Origin of the sequence: Bradyrhizobium sp. WYCCWR 12699, assembly GCF_032144035.1 — a bacterium.
Classification (GTDB): Bacteria; Pseudomonadota; Alphaproteobacteria; order Rhizobiales; family Xanthobacteraceae; genus Bradyrhizobium.
In genome coordinates this window covers 1,509,845-1,525,683 of record NZ_JAVTJN010000039.1, presented here as the reverse complement: position 1 = coordinate 1,525,683, position 15,839 = coordinate 1,509,845, and the positions used below count along the sequence as shown (strand labels likewise).

Annotated in this window: 17 protein-coding genes; 7 read left to right on the top strand and 10 right to left on the bottom strand. The window is 64.0% G+C overall.

Annotation, left to right across the window (positions count from 1 at the left end; genetic code table 11):
• Nucleotides 1-93 precede the first annotated feature (93 nt).
• Nucleotides 94-1,251, bottom strand: a complete 1,158-nt coding sequence (locus tag RPS27_RS37860; protein WP_212065606.1) for an acyl-CoA dehydrogenase family protein — start codon at nt 1,249-1,251, stop codon at nt 94-96.
• 104 nt (nt 1,252-1,355) lie between these two features.
• Between RPS27_RS37860 and RPS27_RS37855 the strand changes: the two genes are divergently transcribed.
• Nucleotides 1,356-2,300, top strand: a complete 945-nt coding sequence (locus tag RPS27_RS37855; protein ID WP_249131490.1) for a LysR substrate-binding domain-containing protein — start codon at nt 1,356-1,358, stop codon at nt 2,298-2,300.
• Between the two features lie 233 nt (nt 2,301-2,533).
• Here the strand turns inward: RPS27_RS37855 and RPS27_RS37850 are convergent, their stop codons facing one another.
• The 6 genes from RPS27_RS37850 to RPS27_RS37825 all read right to left on the bottom strand — a co-directional run bounded on the left by RPS27_RS37850 (nt 2,534) and on the right by RPS27_RS37825 (nt 6,526).
• On the bottom strand, nt 2,534-2,938 hold the full coding sequence (locus RPS27_RS37850) for a GNAT family N-acetyltransferase (protein ID WP_313755032.1): 405 nt from the start codon (nt 2,936-2,938) through the stop codon (nt 2,534-2,536).
• A gap of 64 nt (nt 2,939-3,002) precedes the next feature.
• The gene (locus RPS27_RS37845; RefSeq protein ID WP_212065604.1) at nt 3,003-3,467 is read right to left on the bottom strand and encodes a GNAT family N-acetyltransferase; all 465 of its coding nucleotides are present in this window, start codon (nt 3,465-3,467) and stop codon (nt 3,003-3,005) included.
• Between the two features lie 293 nt (nt 3,468-3,760).
• Nucleotides 3,761-4,519 (bottom strand): HAD family hydrolase, encoded by a 759-nt coding sequence (locus tag RPS27_RS37840; protein ID WP_211419466.1) that lies wholly within the window; start codon nt 4,517-4,519, stop codon nt 3,761-3,763.
• Nucleotides 4,510-5,397: an oxygen-dependent coproporphyrinogen oxidase gene (hemF, locus tag RPS27_RS37835; RefSeq protein ID WP_212065603.1), complete on the bottom strand. Its 888-nt coding sequence runs from the start codon at nt 5,395-5,397 to the stop codon at nt 4,510-4,512. Before hemF ends, RPS27_RS37840 begins: the two co-directional genes overlap by 10 nt.
• Nucleotides 5,398-5,416: 19 nt before the next feature.
• Complete coding sequence (gene queE, locus RPS27_RS37830) at nt 5,417-6,049, bottom strand: 7-carboxy-7-deazaguanine synthase (protein ID WP_212065602.1); 633 nt, start codon at nt 6,047-6,049, stop codon at nt 5,417-5,419.
• A gap of 18 nt (nt 6,050-6,067) precedes the next feature.
• Nucleotides 6,068-6,526 carry a tRNA (cytidine(34)-2'-O)-methyltransferase gene (locus RPS27_RS37825; RefSeq protein WP_211419463.1) on the bottom strand — a complete coding sequence of 153 codons (459 nt, stop codon included), beginning with the start codon at nt 6,524-6,526 and terminating at the stop codon, nt 6,068-6,070.
• A gap of 279 nt (nt 6,527-6,805) precedes the next feature.
• On the opposite strand from RPS27_RS37825, the gene petA reads away from it, so the two are divergent.
• The 6 genes from petA (at nt 6,806) to RPS27_RS37795 (ending at nt 13,785) form a co-directional block, all read left to right on the top strand.
• Complete coding sequence (gene petA / locus RPS27_RS37820; protein WP_194406595.1) at nt 6,806-7,336, top strand: ubiquinol-cytochrome c reductase iron-sulfur subunit; 531 nt, start codon at nt 6,806-6,808, stop codon at nt 7,334-7,336.
• Nucleotides 7,337-7,398: 62 nt separating this feature from the next.
• The gene (fbcH, locus tag RPS27_RS37815; RefSeq protein WP_212065601.1) at nt 7,399-9,471 is read left to right on the top strand and encodes a cytochrome b/c1; all 2,073 of its coding nucleotides are present in this window, start codon (nt 7,399-7,401) and stop codon (nt 9,469-9,471) included.
• 185 nt (nt 9,472-9,656) lie between these two features.
• Nucleotides 9,657-10,331, top strand: coding sequence for a dienelactone hydrolase family protein (locus tag RPS27_RS37810; protein WP_211419462.1), 675 nt, complete (start codon nt 9,657-9,659; stop codon nt 10,329-10,331).
• A gap of 1 nt (nt 10,332) precedes the next feature.
• Nucleotides 10,333-10,797: a GNAT family N-acetyltransferase gene (locus RPS27_RS37805; RefSeq protein ID WP_212065600.1), complete on the top strand. Its 465-nt coding sequence runs from the start codon at nt 10,333-10,335 to the stop codon at nt 10,795-10,797.
• 273 nt (nt 10,798-11,070) lie between these two features.
• Complete coding sequence (locus RPS27_RS37800) at nt 11,071-13,236, top strand: anthranilate synthase component I (protein ID WP_212065599.1); 2,166 nt, start codon at nt 11,071-11,073, stop codon at nt 13,234-13,236.
• Between the two features lie 9 nt (nt 13,237-13,245).
• Complete coding sequence (locus RPS27_RS37795; protein WP_018323310.1) at nt 13,246-13,785, top strand: adenine phosphoribosyltransferase; 540 nt, start codon at nt 13,246-13,248, stop codon at nt 13,783-13,785.
• A 14-nt stretch (nt 13,786-13,799) separates the two neighbouring features.
• Here RPS27_RS37795 and RPS27_RS37790 read toward each other — a convergent pair whose 3' ends face one another.
• The 3 genes from RPS27_RS37790 to RPS27_RS37780 all read right to left on the bottom strand — a co-directional run bounded on the left by RPS27_RS37790 (nt 13,800) and on the right by RPS27_RS37780 (nt 15,700).
• The gene (locus RPS27_RS37790; protein ID WP_211419459.1) at nt 13,800-14,132 is read right to left on the bottom strand and encodes a GIY-YIG nuclease family protein; all 333 of its coding nucleotides are present in this window, start codon (nt 14,130-14,132) and stop codon (nt 13,800-13,802) included.
• 86 nt (nt 14,133-14,218) lie between these two features.
• Nucleotides 14,219-14,887 (bottom strand): hypothetical protein, encoded by a 669-nt coding sequence (locus tag RPS27_RS37785; protein WP_212065598.1) that lies wholly within the window; start codon nt 14,885-14,887, stop codon nt 14,219-14,221.
• A gap of 60 nt (nt 14,888-14,947) precedes the next feature.
• Complete coding sequence (locus RPS27_RS37780; RefSeq protein ID WP_063196576.1) at nt 14,948-15,700, bottom strand: hypothetical protein; 753 nt, start codon at nt 15,698-15,700, stop codon at nt 14,948-14,950.
• Between the last annotated feature and the right edge of the window lie 139 nt (nt 15,701-15,839).

Sequence of the window (15,839 nt, the reverse complement as noted above, 5' to 3'; positions counted from 1 at the left end):
CGGCTCACAAATCGCCTGCTAACTGGGGCAGACCGGAAGTGACACGGCGCGACTCAAACCGGCGCTGTTGACGGATATCGCTCTCTCCGACGGCTAAAACCGAAACGTTCCCGGATCGAGACCGAGCCCCACCCGTCCAGACACGACATAGTTGTTCGTGCTCATTGCGATGTGCTTCGTCGCGGCCTGGATGTCACGGACATAGCGCTCGATCGGCGAGGTTTCGAAGATCGAGCCCGTGCCGGTTTCTGCGGCGAGCAAGTCGGCGATCCGCAGCGCCGTTTCGGCGGCATGGGTGCAAGCCGTCCTGAATACGGCGCGAGCTTCGATCAGGCGCGGTCCATCCTCGGTCAACGCGGCTGTCAGTTGCGACATTGCATCGATCAGGAAGGCACGGGCCGCACGATGCAACGCGTCGGCCCTGCCGTAATTGCTTTGCACGATGTCGCGGTCGCGCATCGTCGTGACCTGGCCCTGCCGGGCCTTTCGCCCGGCAAGTTCGACGAAGGCGTTCATCGCACCGCGCGCAATCCCGAGCGGGACGGTCGCGACCGTCCAGGCAAACACCGATACGGCCGGCAACTGATAGGCAACTCCGTCTTGCGTTGCGCTAACCCCGATGAAGTCATGCGCGTGCTGCGCGGCAACGAAAAGATCGCGAACCTCGAAGTCGCAGCTGCCCGTCGCACGCAGCCCTGACACGCGCCAGGTGTCGTGGATGACGACATCGCGCCGCCTGAAATAGTAAAACCGCGGCGGCTCCTCATTTCCGCCGGCATCTTTCATACTTGCAAGGGCCGTGAAGTGCGAGGCATGGTGAGCGCCGCTGCCGAACGGCCAGCGGCCTGTGATGCGATAGCCACCCTCCACCTTGTGCGCGAGGCCGACAGCGGCGGTTGCGGACACGATGAATGCGCGCGGATCGGAAAAGAACTCGCGCGCGACCGGCTCCGGCAAATAGCCGCCGGCGCGGCTCATGCCTCCACCGTTGCCGACCAGCCACCCGATCGAACCGTCGAGCATGGATGCTGCTTCCACTACCGACATGAAATCGGTCGGGGACAGTTGCGGCCCCCCGAACGCGCGAGGCAGCCACAACCTGAATAGCCCGGCATCCGCCAGTGCGTTGAATACGGTATCAGGGAGCCGGCGTTCGGTGTCGAAGGCGTCGCGATGTTTGGCGATCAGGGGCGCAAGCTGCGCAATCGCATCCAGGTAGTCCGCCACCCGGCCGGGGGATCCCGCCAGCATGTTGCAAGTGCTCCAGCTAAGTCGCCGATCACTCTCGGCCCCCACCCGCCGCGCTGGCAAGCTCGGATAATTCAGGTGCAAGATGAATTGGATTCACCTAGACTATGCTGATGCGCCAGCTTCCTCCGCTTACCGAGTTGCGAGCCTTCGAGGCCGCAGCCCGTCATCTCAGTTTCAAGAAGGCGGCAGCGGAACTTTGTGTCACGCCGACGGCCATCAGCCATCAGATCAAGCTGCTCGAACGCCACTGTGGCAGGGACCTTTTCCGCCGAAGGCCCCGTCCCCTCAAGCTGACCGCTGCTGGCGAGCTTTTGTTTCCGACGGTCCGAGATGGATTCGCAAATTTCGCGAATGCGCTGGAGAAGGTGTGCGGAAGCGCAGCTGGCGGACGGCTGCGCATCACCTCCACCAATGCGTTTGCGGCGCGATGGCTAGTGCCGCGGTTGCCCAAATGGCGGGAGGCGCATCCGCGCCTCAAGCTCGACATCCTGGGGACGGACCTCGTCCTTGACCTCGCGGCTGGTGAAGCCGACATCGCCATTCGATATGCGCGCCAGCCGCCGGCCGGAACGAAGTCCATCGAGCTGACGCGCGACACGTTTCGCGTGGTTGCGAGTCCGAAGCTGGTTGGCGCTAGCGATAAATCACTTAGCCCGGCCGAACTTGCAAACTTTCCCCTGATCGAGATCGCATGGCCACCCGGCGACCGGGCCGCACCGACCTGGCAGCGCTGGCAAGCAAAGGCGCGACAGCGCTTTGAGAGGGTGCCTGACCTCGCACGCTTAGCCAATCTCGCGTTTCGTGAAGAACTGCATGCCATCGAAGCGGCCATCGCAGGTCAGGGCATTGCGATCTGCAGCGATGTGTTGGTGGCGCCCGAGCTTGCGAGCGGCGCACTCAAGGAAGTCTCGAAGCTGACGCTCCCCGGCTACGGCTTTTATCTAATGTACGTGCCGGCACATCCGAGGGTAGGGTCGATTGAAGCGTTCTCTGAATGGGCTCGATCGATGAGCAGAAATCCGATCATTGAGCTCTCTGGGGTCGATTGAAGTTTGCCTAGGTGGCGTGGGTGCATTTTTAGCACTTAGTGGACGTCGCACGCTACCCACAGACTTCCGGTTATGGCCCTTCGGCGACATCCAGCGATGTCCGCCGTCGCGCCGTGATGGGCAGAGAAGCGAACATCGGGGAAAGCTAGCAAGCAGACATGACAGGCCGATCACGCGGGCCGGCCAAGGCGGGAATTCCGCCGACGCCGAGGTGGAGAGCAGGGCGACGCAAATCAGGGGATATTGCGAGGCAAACTCCGCCGCATGCGCAGCAACGGATAAGGCCGCCCCTCACGATCGGCGTGCATCGATGAGATCACGCGAAAACTCATCGCGCTGTAGAATGCGACGGCCTGGGTGTTTTGGGCATTCACCTCGACCTCGAGGTTCTCGCCCCGAGCGGCCGCCTCGGCCACGAACCGCCGTCCCAGTCCCTGACGGCGAAACGCCGGCGCGATGTAGAGCGAGTCGATCTCTGATCCTTGCACCCTCATGAATCCGATCACCCGATCGCCGTCGTCAACCGCAACAGTGAAGTCGCGGTTCGGGAGATAGTCCCTTCGGACCTGGATGCAGATGTCCGCAAAATCGGATTCGCTGAGGAAATCGTGCGTCGCCAGCACCGAGGCGTGCCACACCTCGTACATCGGTTCTATGTCGTCAGGCCGCGACGTCCGCAGCCGCCAATCGGTCATGATGAAGCTAGTCGTTCGTCAGCTCCAGAAGATGCGGCACGGCCTCGGTGTCGACGGTCGCGCCGAGGCGCTCATAGAATCGCATGGCCGACGCGTTGTGCTTCCACACATCCCAGCCGAGCCTCGTGACGCCGTGATCGGAGCCCCACTCCTTGGCCTTCATCATCAGCGCTCGGCCGACGCCGTTTCCGCGCACGTCGGCGTGCACCGCAATGTCGCTGATATATAGCGCGGCCTTTGCGCTATAGAGCTCGTGAGTCAGGATCCACGCGATCATGCCGACGACGCGATCTCCAAGCAGCGCGACAAAGAGGTGCACGGGCGCATGCTCGCGCACATAGAAGGCGACATACCGGTCCGGCGTCAGAGGCGGTGGCGGCTCTTCGATATGAGCCGCAAGTGCGTCCGCAAGATCGCGAACGGCGGCATAGTCGCTCGCCTCGGCTTTCCGGATGTTCAATTCGCCACTCACGATGCCGTGCCCTCCCGTTGGCGCTGAAAAGCGCCCGCGGGGTCATCTACGTGCAAGCTCGGCAGGTCGTTACGTCAGCAGGCGAAGAAATTTTTGGCGGCCGCTCCCGTTCGAGGCCGAGCAGACGGCCGCAGCCCGCGCGAAACTCCCTGCCGCAAGTTTCGACGATGGCATCATGCCCCCGTTTTGCCCGACGGAGCAAGGGCCGTTTCGTAAAATCCGTAAGCCCTTGATCTTGCAGGGCCCGGCTACTGTGCATGGGGTTGTTTTGCGATTTTTATCTTTTGGCCTGCTCAGGAGCGGTCCGGCACCAGCTCCGTCAGCGAGCGGATGATGCGGTCGGGCTTGACGGTCGAGCCTTCGGGCAGGCCGTCACCATGCACGTCGATCCAGATCGAATAGATGCCGAGCCGCTGCGGCGTCACGACTTCCCATTCCAGATTGTCGCCGATCATCCAGGTGTCCTCAGGTGTGACGCCGAGCGCCTCCATCGCGTGCAGATAAGCGCGCTCCTCGGGCTTGCCGAAGCCGTGCTCGCCCTCGATCTGGATGTGGTCGAAGCGATGGGTCAGCTCGAACCGCTCGACCTTGGCGCGCTGCATCTCGGCGGCGCCGTTGGTGACGAGGGCGAGCTTGACGCCGCTGGCCCTGAATGCGTCGATCGCATCATGGGCGCCGGGGAAGACGAAGATCGCTTCCTCGCGGTAGGTGGTGAATCGGTCGGCGATGCGATCGGCGAGATCGTCGGGCAGGGCGCGATGGCCGCTTGCGGCAAGCGCGGCAAAGCCGCCGCGCACCGTGAGCCGCCGCGCCTCGCCGAGCTTCATCCGCCATGCGGCTTCCGCGTTCGCCCAGAAGTTTCGCGCGAAGGCGAGCACCGCGGCCGCGACCTGCGGCGGCGGCAGCGGCGCGAGCTCCTCGGCAAACTCGTTCGCGATCGTGTTCCAGGCGATCTCGGGCCGGCCATAGGCCGACAGGATGGTGTCGTCCATGTCGATCAGCATGGCGCGGGGCAGCGGCTTCAAAGCGGGCTTCATCGTCGTCACGGCCATTTCACCTCGGGCGGCATCGACGACAGGATCGACTCGACATTGCCGCCGGTCTTGAGCCCGAAGATGGTGCCGCGATCATAGAGCAGGTTGAACTCGACATAGCGGCCGCGCCGGATCAATTGCTCCTCGCGGTCGGCGGCGGTCCAGGCGCTTTCGAAATTGCGCCTGATGATCTCGGGGTAGACCTTCAGGAAGGCGCGGCCGACGTCCTTGGTGAATGCGAGGTCGGCGTCCCAGTCGCCGCTGTCGTGCCAGTCGTAGAAGATGCCGCCGATGCCGCGCGCTTCTTTCCGGTGCGGCAGGTAGAAATACTCGTCGCACCATTTCTTGTACTTGTCGTAATCGGCAACGCCGCCGTGCTGGTTGCACGCCTCTTTCATCGCGGCGTGGAAGGCAATGGTGTCGGCATCGTCCTGCATGCGCCTGCGGTCGAGCACCGGCGTGAGATCGGCGCCGCCGCCGAACCAGGCCTTCGTGGTGACGACGAAGCGTGTGTTCATGTGCACGGCGGGCACGTTCGGATTGCGCATATGCGCGATCAGCGAGATGCCCGAGGCCCAGAATTTCGGATCGTCCGCGGCGCCGGGAATCTGAGCCCGAAACTCCGGGGCGAACTCGCCGTGCACCGTGGAGCAATGCACGCCGACCTTCTCGAACAGCCGGCCGTGCATCATCGACATCACCCCGCCACCGCCGGCCGCGCCGGTATGGTCGGTGCGCTGCCAGGGCGTGCGCTTGAAGCGGCCGGCCTCGCCCGGATAAAGGCTTGGCGGCGCGTCGTCCTCGAGCCGCTCGAAGCTCGCGCAGATGTCGTCGCGCAAGGCTTCGAACCAGGTGCGGGCGCGGGTCTTGCGGTCTTCGATCGTCGAACTGTCCATCTGCATTCCCGGTCGCGTCCTATCTGATGCCGAGCGACTTATGCGTCTGCACGCTGAGCCGCCATTGCGGGTGGTGCAGGCAGTAGTCGATCGCGCGCGCGGTGTTCTCGATGACCTCGGGGCCGTCCATCGGCTGCAGCGAGAAGCGCTCGAAGGCGAGGTTCTCGAACGCTTCAGGGGCGGCGAGGGCCTGCGGATAGACCAGCTTCAGCTCGTGGCCCTGGCGCAGCACCAGCTCGCTGCCGCCCTTGGGGCTGACGCAGATCCAGTCGAGGCCATCGGGCGCTTCGATGGTGCCGTTGGTCTCCACCCCGATTTCGAAGCCACGGGCGTGGAGCGCCTCGATCAGCGCGGCATCGACCTGGAGCAGGGGCTCGCCGCCGGTGAGCACCACGTAGCGGCCAGCTTCGGTGGCGCGCCATTGCGCGGCGATGGTGTCGGCGAGCTCGGCCGCGGTGCCGTAGCGGCCGCCGAGGGTGCCGTCGGTCCCGACGAAATCCGTGTCGCAGAACTTGCAGGTGGCCTCGAGGCGGTCCGCCTCGCGCCCGCTCCAGAGGTTGCAGCCGGCAAAGCGGCAGAACACGGAGGCGCGCCCGGCATGGGCGCCTTCGCCTTGCAAGGTCAGGAAGATTTCCTTGACCGCGTAACTCAATCGTCTCTCCTCAAACCTTCAAACTTGCGGGTTCCGGATCTGCCGCAGCGCCTCGCCTGCGGCCATGGCCGCCGTCATGGCGACGTTGAGCGACCGCAACCCGGCTTTGATCGGGATCACCAGTCGCGCATCCGCGGCCTCGACCACCGCGTCGGTGACGCCGGCGCTCTCGCGCCCGAATAGCAGGATGTCCGACGTCTGGTAACGGAAATCGCGATAGTCGGTGGCGGCCTTGGTGGTGAACAGCAGCAGGCGGTAGCCATGCGCGGCGCGCCAATCCTCGAATTTCAGCCAGGAGTCGTGCCTGACGATGCTGACATGGCCGAGGTAATCCATTCCCGCCCGGCGGAACGCGCGGTCGGAGACCGGGAACCCCGCCGGTTCGATGATATGGGCGTCCAGTCCGAGGCAGGCGCAGAGCCTGAGAATCGTGCCGGTGTTCTGAGGGATGTCGGGCTGGAAAAGCGCTATCTGCATCGGGTGGAGGCGGGTTGGTTGCGGGTCGGAAATGTCTCAATAAAACATCGCATGGCCGGGAATTCGTGCATGGCACGCCCCCGCGCCGATAGCGGGCTTGCGCTCGCCCGGCAAGGGTGCCAATAGAACGATTCTGGACTGCTGTTTCGCCTGTTTAGAGGCGAATAAGCGAAGTTCTGCCGCCGCGGGGGGCCGCGGGCGCCGGCAGCCTTTCCGGGGACCTCATGGGCGCCTCCTGGAGCGGTTCCGCCGGCTGCGTAAGAAGAAAGGGTTGGAATCGTGACGACAGCGTCTTCGGCGGACCATCCGACACGCCGTGATTTCTTATTCGTTGCAACGGGGGCAGCTGCCGCAGTAGGGGGCGCAGCCGCGCTCTGGCCCTTCATCTCCCAAATGAATCCTGACGCCTCGACCATCGCCGCCGGTGCGCCGATCGAGGTCGATCTCAGCCCGGTCGCCGAAGGGCAGGACATCAAGGTGTTCTGGCGCGGCAAACCGATCTACATCAGCCACCGCACCAAGAAGCAGATCGACGAGGCGCGCGCCGTCAACGTGGCGAGCCTGCCCGATCCGCAGACCGACGAGGCCCGGGTCAAGTCCGGCCACGAGCAATGGCTGGTCGTGATCGGCATCTGCACCCATCTCGGCTGCATCCCGATCGCTCATGAAGGCAGCTACGACGGGTTCTTCTGCCCCTGCCATGGTTCGCAGTACGATTCGTCCGGCCGCATCCGCCAGGGGCCCGCGCCCGCGAACCTGCCGGTGCCGCCGTACACGTTCGTTTCCGACACCAAAATCCAGATCGGCTGAGCTTCGGACGCACGTCCGAAGCTTCGCGCCGTCTCGTCGTTTTATTTCCTCAGGATCGCATCATGAGCGGACCATCCGACTACCAGCCGAGCAATCCGGCCCTGCAATGGATCGAGCGGCGCCTGCCGATCTTCGGCCTCATGCACTCCTCGTTCGTCGCCTATCCTACCCCGCGTAACCTGAACTATTGGTGGACCTTCGGCGCCATCCTCTCCTTCATGCTGGGGATGCAGATCCTGACCGGCGTGATCCTGGCGATGCACTACACGCCGCATGCCGATCTCGCCTTCAAGTCGGTCGAGTTGATCGTCCGCGACGTGAACTACGGCTGGCTGCTGCGCAACATGCACGCCTGCGGCGCGTCGATGTTCTTCTTCGCGGTCTACGTCCACATGCTGCGCGGTCTCTATTACGGCTCCTACAAGGAGCCGCGCGAGGTGCTGTGGATCCTCGGCGTCATCATCTACCTCCTGATGATGGCGACCGGCTTCATGGGCTACGTGCTGCCCTGGGGCCAGATGAGCTTCTGGGGCGCCACCGTCATCACCAATCTGTTCTCCGCCATTCCCTATTTCGGCGAGAGCATCGTGACGCTGCTGTGGGGCGGCTATTCGGTCGGCAACCCGACGCTGAACCGCTTCTTCTCGCTGCATTACCTGCTGCCGTTCCTGATCGCGGGCGTCGTGGTGCTCCACGTCTGGGCACTGCACGTCGCCGGCCAGAACAATCCTGACGGCGTCGAGCCGAAGACGGAAAAGGACACGGTGCCGTTCACGCCGCATGCGACCATCAAGGACATGTTCGGCGTCGCCTGCTTCATGCTGCTCTACGCCTGGTTCATCTTCTACATGCCGAACTATCTCGGCGACGCCGACAACTACATTCCGGCGAACCCGGGCGTGACGCCGCCGCACATCGTGCCGGAATGGTATTACCTGCCGTTCTACGCGATCCTGCGCTCGATCCCGAACAAGCTGGCGGGCGTCGTCGCGATGTTCGGCGCGATCATCATCCTGTGCTTCCTGCCCTGGCTGGACGCCGCGAAGACCAAGTCGTCGAAGTATCGTCCGCTGGCCAAGCAGTTCTTCTGGATCTTCGTCGTGGTCTGCATCCTGCTCGGCTATCTCGGCGCACAGCCGCCGGAAGGCATCTACGTCGTTGCCGGCCGCGTTCTGACGGTCTGCTACTTCGCCTACTTCCTGATCGTGCTGCCGCTGCTCTCGCGCATCGAGAAGCCGCGGCCGGTGCCGAACTCGATCTCCGATGCGGTTCTGGCCAAGACCGGCAGCCGATCGACGCCGATGGTGTCGACCGCGATCATGCTGGCACTGGCGGGTTCGCTGTTCGCGGGCTCGGTCGAGAGCGCGAAGGCGTCTGAAGGCAGCGACACGCCTCCCGGCAACAAATGGTCGTTCTCCGGCCCTTTCGGTAAGTTCGACCGCGGCGCGCTGCAGCGCGGCCTGAAGGTCTACAAGGAGGTCTGCGCCAGCTGCCACGGGCTGTCCTATGTCTCCTTCCGCAACCTCGCCGAGCCCGGTGGGCCCGGCTATTCGGTGGCGCAGGCGGCAGCCTTCGCGTCCGAATACAAGGTCAAGGACGGTCCGAACGATGCGGGCGACATGTTCGAGCGCGCAGGGCGGCCGGCGGATTATTTCCCCTCGCCGTTCCCGAACGAGCAGGCCGCACGTGCCGCGAACGGCGGCGCGGCGCCGCCCGACCTGTCGCTGATCACCAAGGCGCGCTCCTATAAGCGCGGTTTCCCCTGGTTCATCGTCGACTTCTTCAGCCAGTACCAGGAGCAGGGTCCGGACTACGTCTCGGCGGTGCTGCAGGGCTTTGACGATCATGTCCCCGAGGGCGTCACCATTCCGGAAGGCTCGTACTACAACAAGTACTTCCCGGGCCATGCCATCAAGATGCCGAAGCCGCTTAGCGACGGCCAGGTGACCTATGACGACGGCTCGCCGACCACGGTGGCGCAGTATTCCAAGGACGTCACCACGTTCCTGATGTGGACCGCCGAGCCGCACATGGAAGCGCGCAAGCGCCTCGGTTTCCAGGTCTTCATCTTCCTGATCCTGTTCGCGGGCCTGATGTACTTCACCAAGAAGAAGGTCTGGGCCAGCTCGCACTGAGCAGCGCGCGCGAAACGAGAAATGAGAAGCCCCCGCAAGGGGGCTTTTTTTCTGAGCTCAGCTCTCGGTCATTCCGGGTTCGCACTGTCGTGCGCCCCGAAATGACGAGAGTGTGGATTGCGCCTCGCGGTCCCACCCGCCAAAATGCCGTCAATCGCTCTGCCAGAAACTCATCGGAGGACACCATGGGAACCGCCATCACCTTCAAGCGCCCGGATGGCAAGGACGCCTCGGGCTATCTCGCCAATGCCGCGCGCGGCAACGCGCCGGGCGTGGTCGTGATCCAGGAATGGTGGGGCCTGTCGGACCAGATCAAGGGCCTGTGCGACCGCTTTGCGCTGGCCGGCTTCGATGCGCTGGCGCCCGATCTCTACAAGGGCAAGGTGGTGCCGTATCACGACACGGACAGCGCCAACAAGGAGATGAACTCCCTCGACTTCATGGACGCCACCACGCAGACGGTGCGCGGCGCCGCGCAATATCTGGCGCGCAACGGCGCCAAGGTCGGGCTGACAGGCTTCTGCCTCGGCGGCGCCGTGACCATCATCGGCTCGGTGCATGTGCCGGAGCTGTCCGCCGGCGTCGTGTTCTACGGCATCCCGCCGGAGCAGGCGGCCAAGCCGGCCGACGTCAAGATTCCGCTGCAGGCTCATTTCGCCAACAAGGACGATTGGTGCACGCCGGAGCTGGTCAATGGCTTCGAAAAGGCCATGAAGGCCGCCGGCAAGTCGCTCGAGCTGTTCCGCTATGACGCCGAGCACGCCTTCGTCAACGAGCAGCGCCAGGCCGTGCACGACCGCGAAGCTGCTGAACTCGCCTGGGGCCGGGCGACGGAGTTTTTCAGGAAGCATCTGGGGTAGCATGACGGGCAGCCCGAACCTCAGCTTTCGGCCGCTCGAAATGCACGATCTCAAGGCGATCAGTCTCGTGCACTACCGCGCCTGCCTGATCGCCTATCAATTCATGAACTGGTCGTATTCGCTGCAGGAGGTCGAGGCCTGGTATTCGCCTAAATTCGCCGAATGGAGCTGGACACTCGCAGCATTCGAGGCGGACGCCATGGCGGGTTTCATTGCGCTGAAGGGCCGGCATGTCGATCAGCTCTTCGTCGATCCATCGTGTCACCGGCGCGGCGCCGGTTCGGCGCTGCTGGAGCGAGCGATCGCGAGTGTGCATGCGAGTGCTCATGGCCGGATCACGCTCGATGTTTTCGAGCAGAATTTCGCTGCGCGTGCGTTCTACGAGAAGCACGGCTTTCGCGAGCGCGATCGATGGATGAACGAGGAAGAAGGCGCCATCGACCTGCTATATCTCCGCGAGGGCTGAACAACCGTCAGGCCGTTTTCACGCTTTCAAGCCTCGAAAGAGGGCCCGGACGGGCAGGGGCGTGGTTCCGTCTCTTGACATGGCCTCTCTCGGATGGTGAGTATCCGCCCATGAGCACCGCCGTCCGCCCAGCCCGTCTTTGGTGGCGCACCTCCTAAGAGGTGGCCGGTGCGATTTATTCTCCCAAAATCGTCTGAGGTCGCCTGCACAGTGCGGCGGCCTTCTCGTTTGTCCTGTGTGGCGTTCCCTCGGCAAGTTTCGTAAGAGGACCACATGAACAGGACAGTCTTTGCCCTCCCGGCCCGAAGCGATTACGTGACCCGCGCAGGTCTCGCGATCACGCGCGTGGCCGAGCAGTTCACGGGCGGCGCCAACCGGCTCGACGATCTCATCAACCTGCTCGACCGCCGCCGCGGCGTGGTGCTGTCCTCGGGCACCACCGTGCCCGGCCGCTACGAGAGTTTTGACCTCGGCTTCTCCGATCCGCCGCTCAAGCTCGAGACCACTGGCGTCGATTTCAAGCTGGAAGCGCTGAATGGGCGCGGCCAGGTGCTGATCGCCTTCCTCGCCGATGTCCTGCGCGAGCCCTGCGTCGTGATTTCCGAGAAGAGCGCGACGCATCTTGCCGGCCACATCGTCCGCGGCGACGCGCCGGTCGAGGAGGACCAGCGCACGCGGCGTGCCAGCGTGATGTCGCTGGTGCGCGACATCATCGCAGCCTTCTCCGCCAATGACGACGGGCTGCTCGGCCTGTTCGGCGCCTTCGCCTACGACCTCGTGTTCCAGATCGAGGATCTCGAGCAGAAGCGCGCACGCGAGGCCGACCAGCGCGACATCGTGCTCTACGTGCCCGATCGCCTGCTGGCCTATGACCGCGCCACCGGCCGCGGCGTCGTGCTCGCCTACGACTTCGCCTGGAAGGGCAAGTCGACCGCAGGCCTGCCGCGCGAGACCGCCGAAAGCCCTTATTTGAAGACGCCGCGCCAGGGCTTCGCCGATCACGCGCCCGGCGAATATCAGGCGACCGTCGAGACCGCGCGCGCCGCCTTTGCGCGCGGCGATCTCTTTGAAGCGGTGCCGGGACAGCTGTTCGCCGAGCCTTGCGACCGCTCGCCGGCCGAAGTCTTCCAGCGCCTCTGCGTCATCAACCCGTCTCCTTACGGCGCGCTGATGAACCTCGGCGAGGGCGAGTTTCTCGTCTCGGCTTCGCCGGAAATGTTCGTGCGCTCGGACGGTCGCCGGGTCGAGACCTGTCCGATCTCGGGCACCATCGCGCGCGGCACGGATTCGATCGGCGATGCCGAGCAGATCCGCAAGCTTCTGAACTCGGAGAAAGACGAGTTCGAGCTCAACATGTGCACCGACGTCGACCGCAACGATAAGGCGCGGGTCTGCGTTCCCGGCACCATCAAGGTGCTGGCGCGCCGGCAGATCGAGACCTACTCAAAACTGTTTCATACCGTCGATCACGTCGAGGGCATGCTGCGCCCCGGCTTCGACGCGCTCGATGCCTTCCTCACCCATGCCTGGGCGGTCACCGTGACAGGCGCGCCGAAGCTGTGGGCGATGCAGTTCGTCGAGGATCACGAGCGCTCGCCGCGGCGCTGGTATGCCGGCGCCATTGGAGCTGTGAATTTCGACGGCAGCATCAACACCGGCCTCACCATCCGCACCATCCGCATGAAGGATGGTCTCGCTGAAGTGCGCGTCGGTGCGACCTGCCTGTTTGATTCAGACCCCGCCGCAGAAGACCGCGAATGCCAGGTCAAGGCCGCAGCCCTATTCCAGGCCCTGCGCGGCGATCCGCCGAAGCCGCTGTCGACCTTCGCACCGGATGCGACCGGCTCGGGCAAGCGGGTGCTGCTGATCGACCACGACGACAGCTTCGTGCACATGCTCGCCGATTATTTCCGCCAGGTCGGCGCCGACGTCACCGTGGTCCGCCATGTGCACGCGCTCGACATGCTCAAGCAGAAGACTTGGGATTTGCTGGTGCTGTCGCCGGGGCCCGGGCGTCCTGAGGATTTCGCGATCAAGAAGACGATTGATGCGGCGCTCGAGAAGAAGCTGCCGGTGTTCGGCGTCTGCTTGGGCGTGCAAGCGATCGGAGAATATTTCGGGGGCGAGCTCGGCCAGCTCACCCATCCCGCCCACGGCCGCCCCTCACGGGTGCAGGTGCGCGGTGGGCGCTTGATGCGCAATCTGCCGAACGAGATCGTCATCGGCCGCTATCACTCGCTCTTCGTCGAGCGCGACAGCATGCCGGAGGTGCTCGACGTCACCGCCAGCACCGAGGACGGCGTCGCCATGGCGCTGGAGCACAAGACCCTGCCGGTCGCCGGCGTCCAATTCCACCCGGAATCGCTGATGTCGCTCGGCAACGAGGTGGGACTACGTATTGTTGAAAACGCGTTCCGGCTGGATGCGCGTGTCGATTGAGAGGCACCAATGACCTTTGACCACGACATCAAGGCGAGCGTCCGCACCATCCCCGACTATCCCAAGCCCGGGATCATGTTCCGCGACATCACCACGTTGCTCGCGGACGCGCGCGCGTTCCGCCGTGCAGTCGACGAACTCGTCAATCCCTGGGCCGGCAACAAGATCGACAAGGTCGCCGGCATGGAGGCGCGTGGCTTCATCATCGGCGGCGCGGTGGCACACCAGCTCTCGGCCGGCTTCGTGCCGATCCGGAAAAAAGGCAAGCTGCCGCACACTACGGTGCGGATCGCCTATTCGCTCGAATACGGCATCGACGAGATGGAGATGCATGTCGATGCCATCCAGCCCGGCGAGCGCGTCATCCTGGTCGACGACCTCATCGCCACCGGCGGCACCGCGGAAGGCGCCGTAAAATTGCTGCGCCAGATCGGCGCCAACGTCGTCGCGGCCTGCTTCATCATCGACCTGCCGGAGCTCGGCGGCGCCGCCAAGCTCCGTGCCATGGACGTGCCGGTGCGCACGCTGATGACGTTCGAGGGGCACTGAGCCGCCGTCGGCGGTCAGATCACCTCGGCCTTGAGCTCGGCCCGCCAATGCAGCAGGCGCTCCTTCAGGAGCGCGTTCCTGACATAGGCACTCTCTTCGTCCTCCAGACGCTCGCATTCGCCAAACGTCAGGCCGGCCTCGCCATGGGCTTTCCAGGCGGCCTGGAGGCTGCGGCAGGTATGGCTGCCTTGGCGGAGCGAGAACCAGATGCGGTTCTGGATCGTCTCGAGGTTCGGCGCCTGGCCGACCCAGGCCTCGCCTGAGGCCGCGCAGCGGACAACGTAGATGCCTGCAACTGTCTTGCGCTCCTTGTAGGCGGCGATCGCTGCTTTCCGGTCAATGCTCACGGGGGATGGGCCTTGCTGAGGGGATATGGATGCCCGCCTCCATACGTCGGCTCCAGCCTGCAGTCAATATTATCCGGGTAAAATAATCAGGACCGCTGCAGGATCAGGCTGAGCTCGAGCTCGCGGAAGGCGAGGTAATTGCGCCGGGTCCATTGGTGCAGCTCGGTCGAGGCGTCCTTCTCCTGGCGGAGATAGCCGGTGAAGGAGAAGTTCAGCCGGTCGATATAGGTCTTGAGGAAGCCGGGCAGGGCGGGCAGGCGGAACAGCCGGCCGCCGGCCATCGCAGCCGGCAGCTCGCCGCGCACGACATATTCGTTGTCGACCGTGATCAGGTTCATCCGCGGGATCCGCCCGCGCAGCATCTCGTGGGCGCGGGCAGAGACGCGGTCGGTGTCGGCGACGAACAGGATCTGGGGCGCGACGTGTCGGCGTGCCGCCTCCTTCAACAGGCCGATCTCGTCGGTCATCTTGAAGAACTCGTCGAAGGCGTGGAAGCCGAGGTCGATCACCTTGGGAAGCCCATCGTCGATGATGACGCGGTCCATCAGCTGCATCTTGCCGTAGGTGTCGATCACGTCAGCGGTCTCGGTGACCCCCGGCAGGTAGTCGAGCAGCGACGGCTCCTTCAGATTGACGTCGAAGGCCGCGACATTGCCGTTCTTGAGCAGCAGGAATTCACTCAAAAGCCGCGCCAGCAGGGTCTTGCCGACCTGCGGGCGGGGCGAGCAGATGATGTAGACGGGCGTTGCGGGCATCGACAGCTATATCAGTCGAACTTGGCGACCAATCCAGCCGTATCAGCCCGGCTTGCGCAACTATTTTTCGCTGTTGCGGGTCACGGACTTCGAACCGACGATGTCGGTCAGGCGGATGCGGTCGAACTCGCTCCAGACGTTGGCGAGCCAGTGCCTGACATAGCCGCGCAGCACGAAGGAATAGTTCGCGGCCTCGTCGTTGATGCCCTTGTTGGCAACGAATTTCAGGAACGGGACGGACGACACTTCGACCTGCTCATAGGCCATTTCGTTGAGCTTGGGGATGGTCAGCTCGGTGGCGTCCTTGATGCGGTGGAAGTAGGAATTATAGGTCGCCTGGTCCCACTGGAAGAACTGGGTGTCGTTGATGAAGTTCTTCACCAGGAAGTATTTGGCACCGGTCATGAAGCCCGCGGTCTCGGCGATTTCGTCCAGAGAGGCGATCGAGGGTCCGAGGATGTGGAACACGGCAAAGGTGATCTGGCCGGCCTTGGCGGCGTCGAGGAAACCGATGTCGCGCAAGGAGGCGAGCGCCGGCGAGAGCAGGCCGGCGCGGACGTCGATCACGGTGACCGACGGGCTCGTCGCGTTGAGCGTATCGAAGATCTTCATCTGATCGGCCGTCGTCGTCATGTCGACGATCTCGGTGATGTCAGGGTGGAAGCGCTTCAGGGTTCCGCGGGGCGACTCCGTGTCGAAGGCGCGCGTCGGCACGTTGTTGGCTGAGAAATAATCGAGCAAGGTACGCGACACCGTGGTCTTGCCGACCCCGCCCTTGTCCGCGCCCACCACAACCACTGCCGGCTTTGCCATTGCTGTCCCCTAACGCGCGCCCCCCGATCGCGAGGTCGCGATCGGCCGGGCCCCAAATCGATGTCCCGAGGATGGTCCCAAGGATGTCCCGAGTCTGCTGTTGGGCGCGAACATGGCAGAAACAAGGGAGAATTCAATT

Coding starts and splice junctions, on each gene's coding strand:
- RPS27_RS37860 (WP_212065606.1), bottom strand. CDS start 1,251: ATGCTGGCGGGATCCCCCGGCCGGGTGGCGGACTACCTGGATGCGATT.
- RPS27_RS37855 (WP_249131490.1), top strand. CDS start 1,356: ATGCTGATGCGCCAGCTTCCTCCGCTTACCGAGTTGCGAGCCTTCGAG.
- RPS27_RS37840 (WP_211419466.1), bottom strand. CDS start 4,519: ATGGCCGTGACGACGATGAAGCCCGCTTTGAAGCCGCTGCCCCGCGCC.
- hemF (WP_212065603.1), bottom strand. CDS start 5,397: ATGGACAGTTCGACGATCGAAGACCGCAAGACCCGCGCCCGCACCTGG.
- RPS27_RS37825 (WP_211419463.1), bottom strand. CDS start 6,526: ATGCAGATAGCGCTTTTCCAGCCCGACATCCCTCAGAACACCGGCACG.
- fbcH (WP_212065601.1), top strand. CDS start 7,399: ATGAGCGGACCATCCGACTACCAGCCGAGCAATCCGGCCCTGCAATGG.
- RPS27_RS37810 (WP_211419462.1), top strand. CDS start 9,657: ATGGGAACCGCCATCACCTTCAAGCGCCCGGATGGCAAGGACGCCTCG.
- RPS27_RS37805 (WP_212065600.1), top strand. CDS start 10,333: ATGACGGGCAGCCCGAACCTCAGCTTTCGGCCGCTCGAAATGCACGAT.
- RPS27_RS37800 (WP_212065599.1), top strand. CDS start 11,071: ATGAACAGGACAGTCTTTGCCCTCCCGGCCCGAAGCGATTACGTGACC.
- RPS27_RS37795 (WP_018323310.1), top strand. CDS start 13,246: ATGACCTTTGACCACGACATCAAGGCGAGCGTCCGCACCATCCCCGAC.
- RPS27_RS37785 (WP_212065598.1), bottom strand. CDS start 14,887: ATGCCCGCAACGCCCGTCTACATCATCTGCTCGCCCCGCCCGCAGGTC.
- RPS27_RS37780 (WP_063196576.1), bottom strand. CDS start 15,700: ATGGCAAAGCCGGCAGTGGTTGTGGTGGGCGCGGACAAGGGCGGGGTC.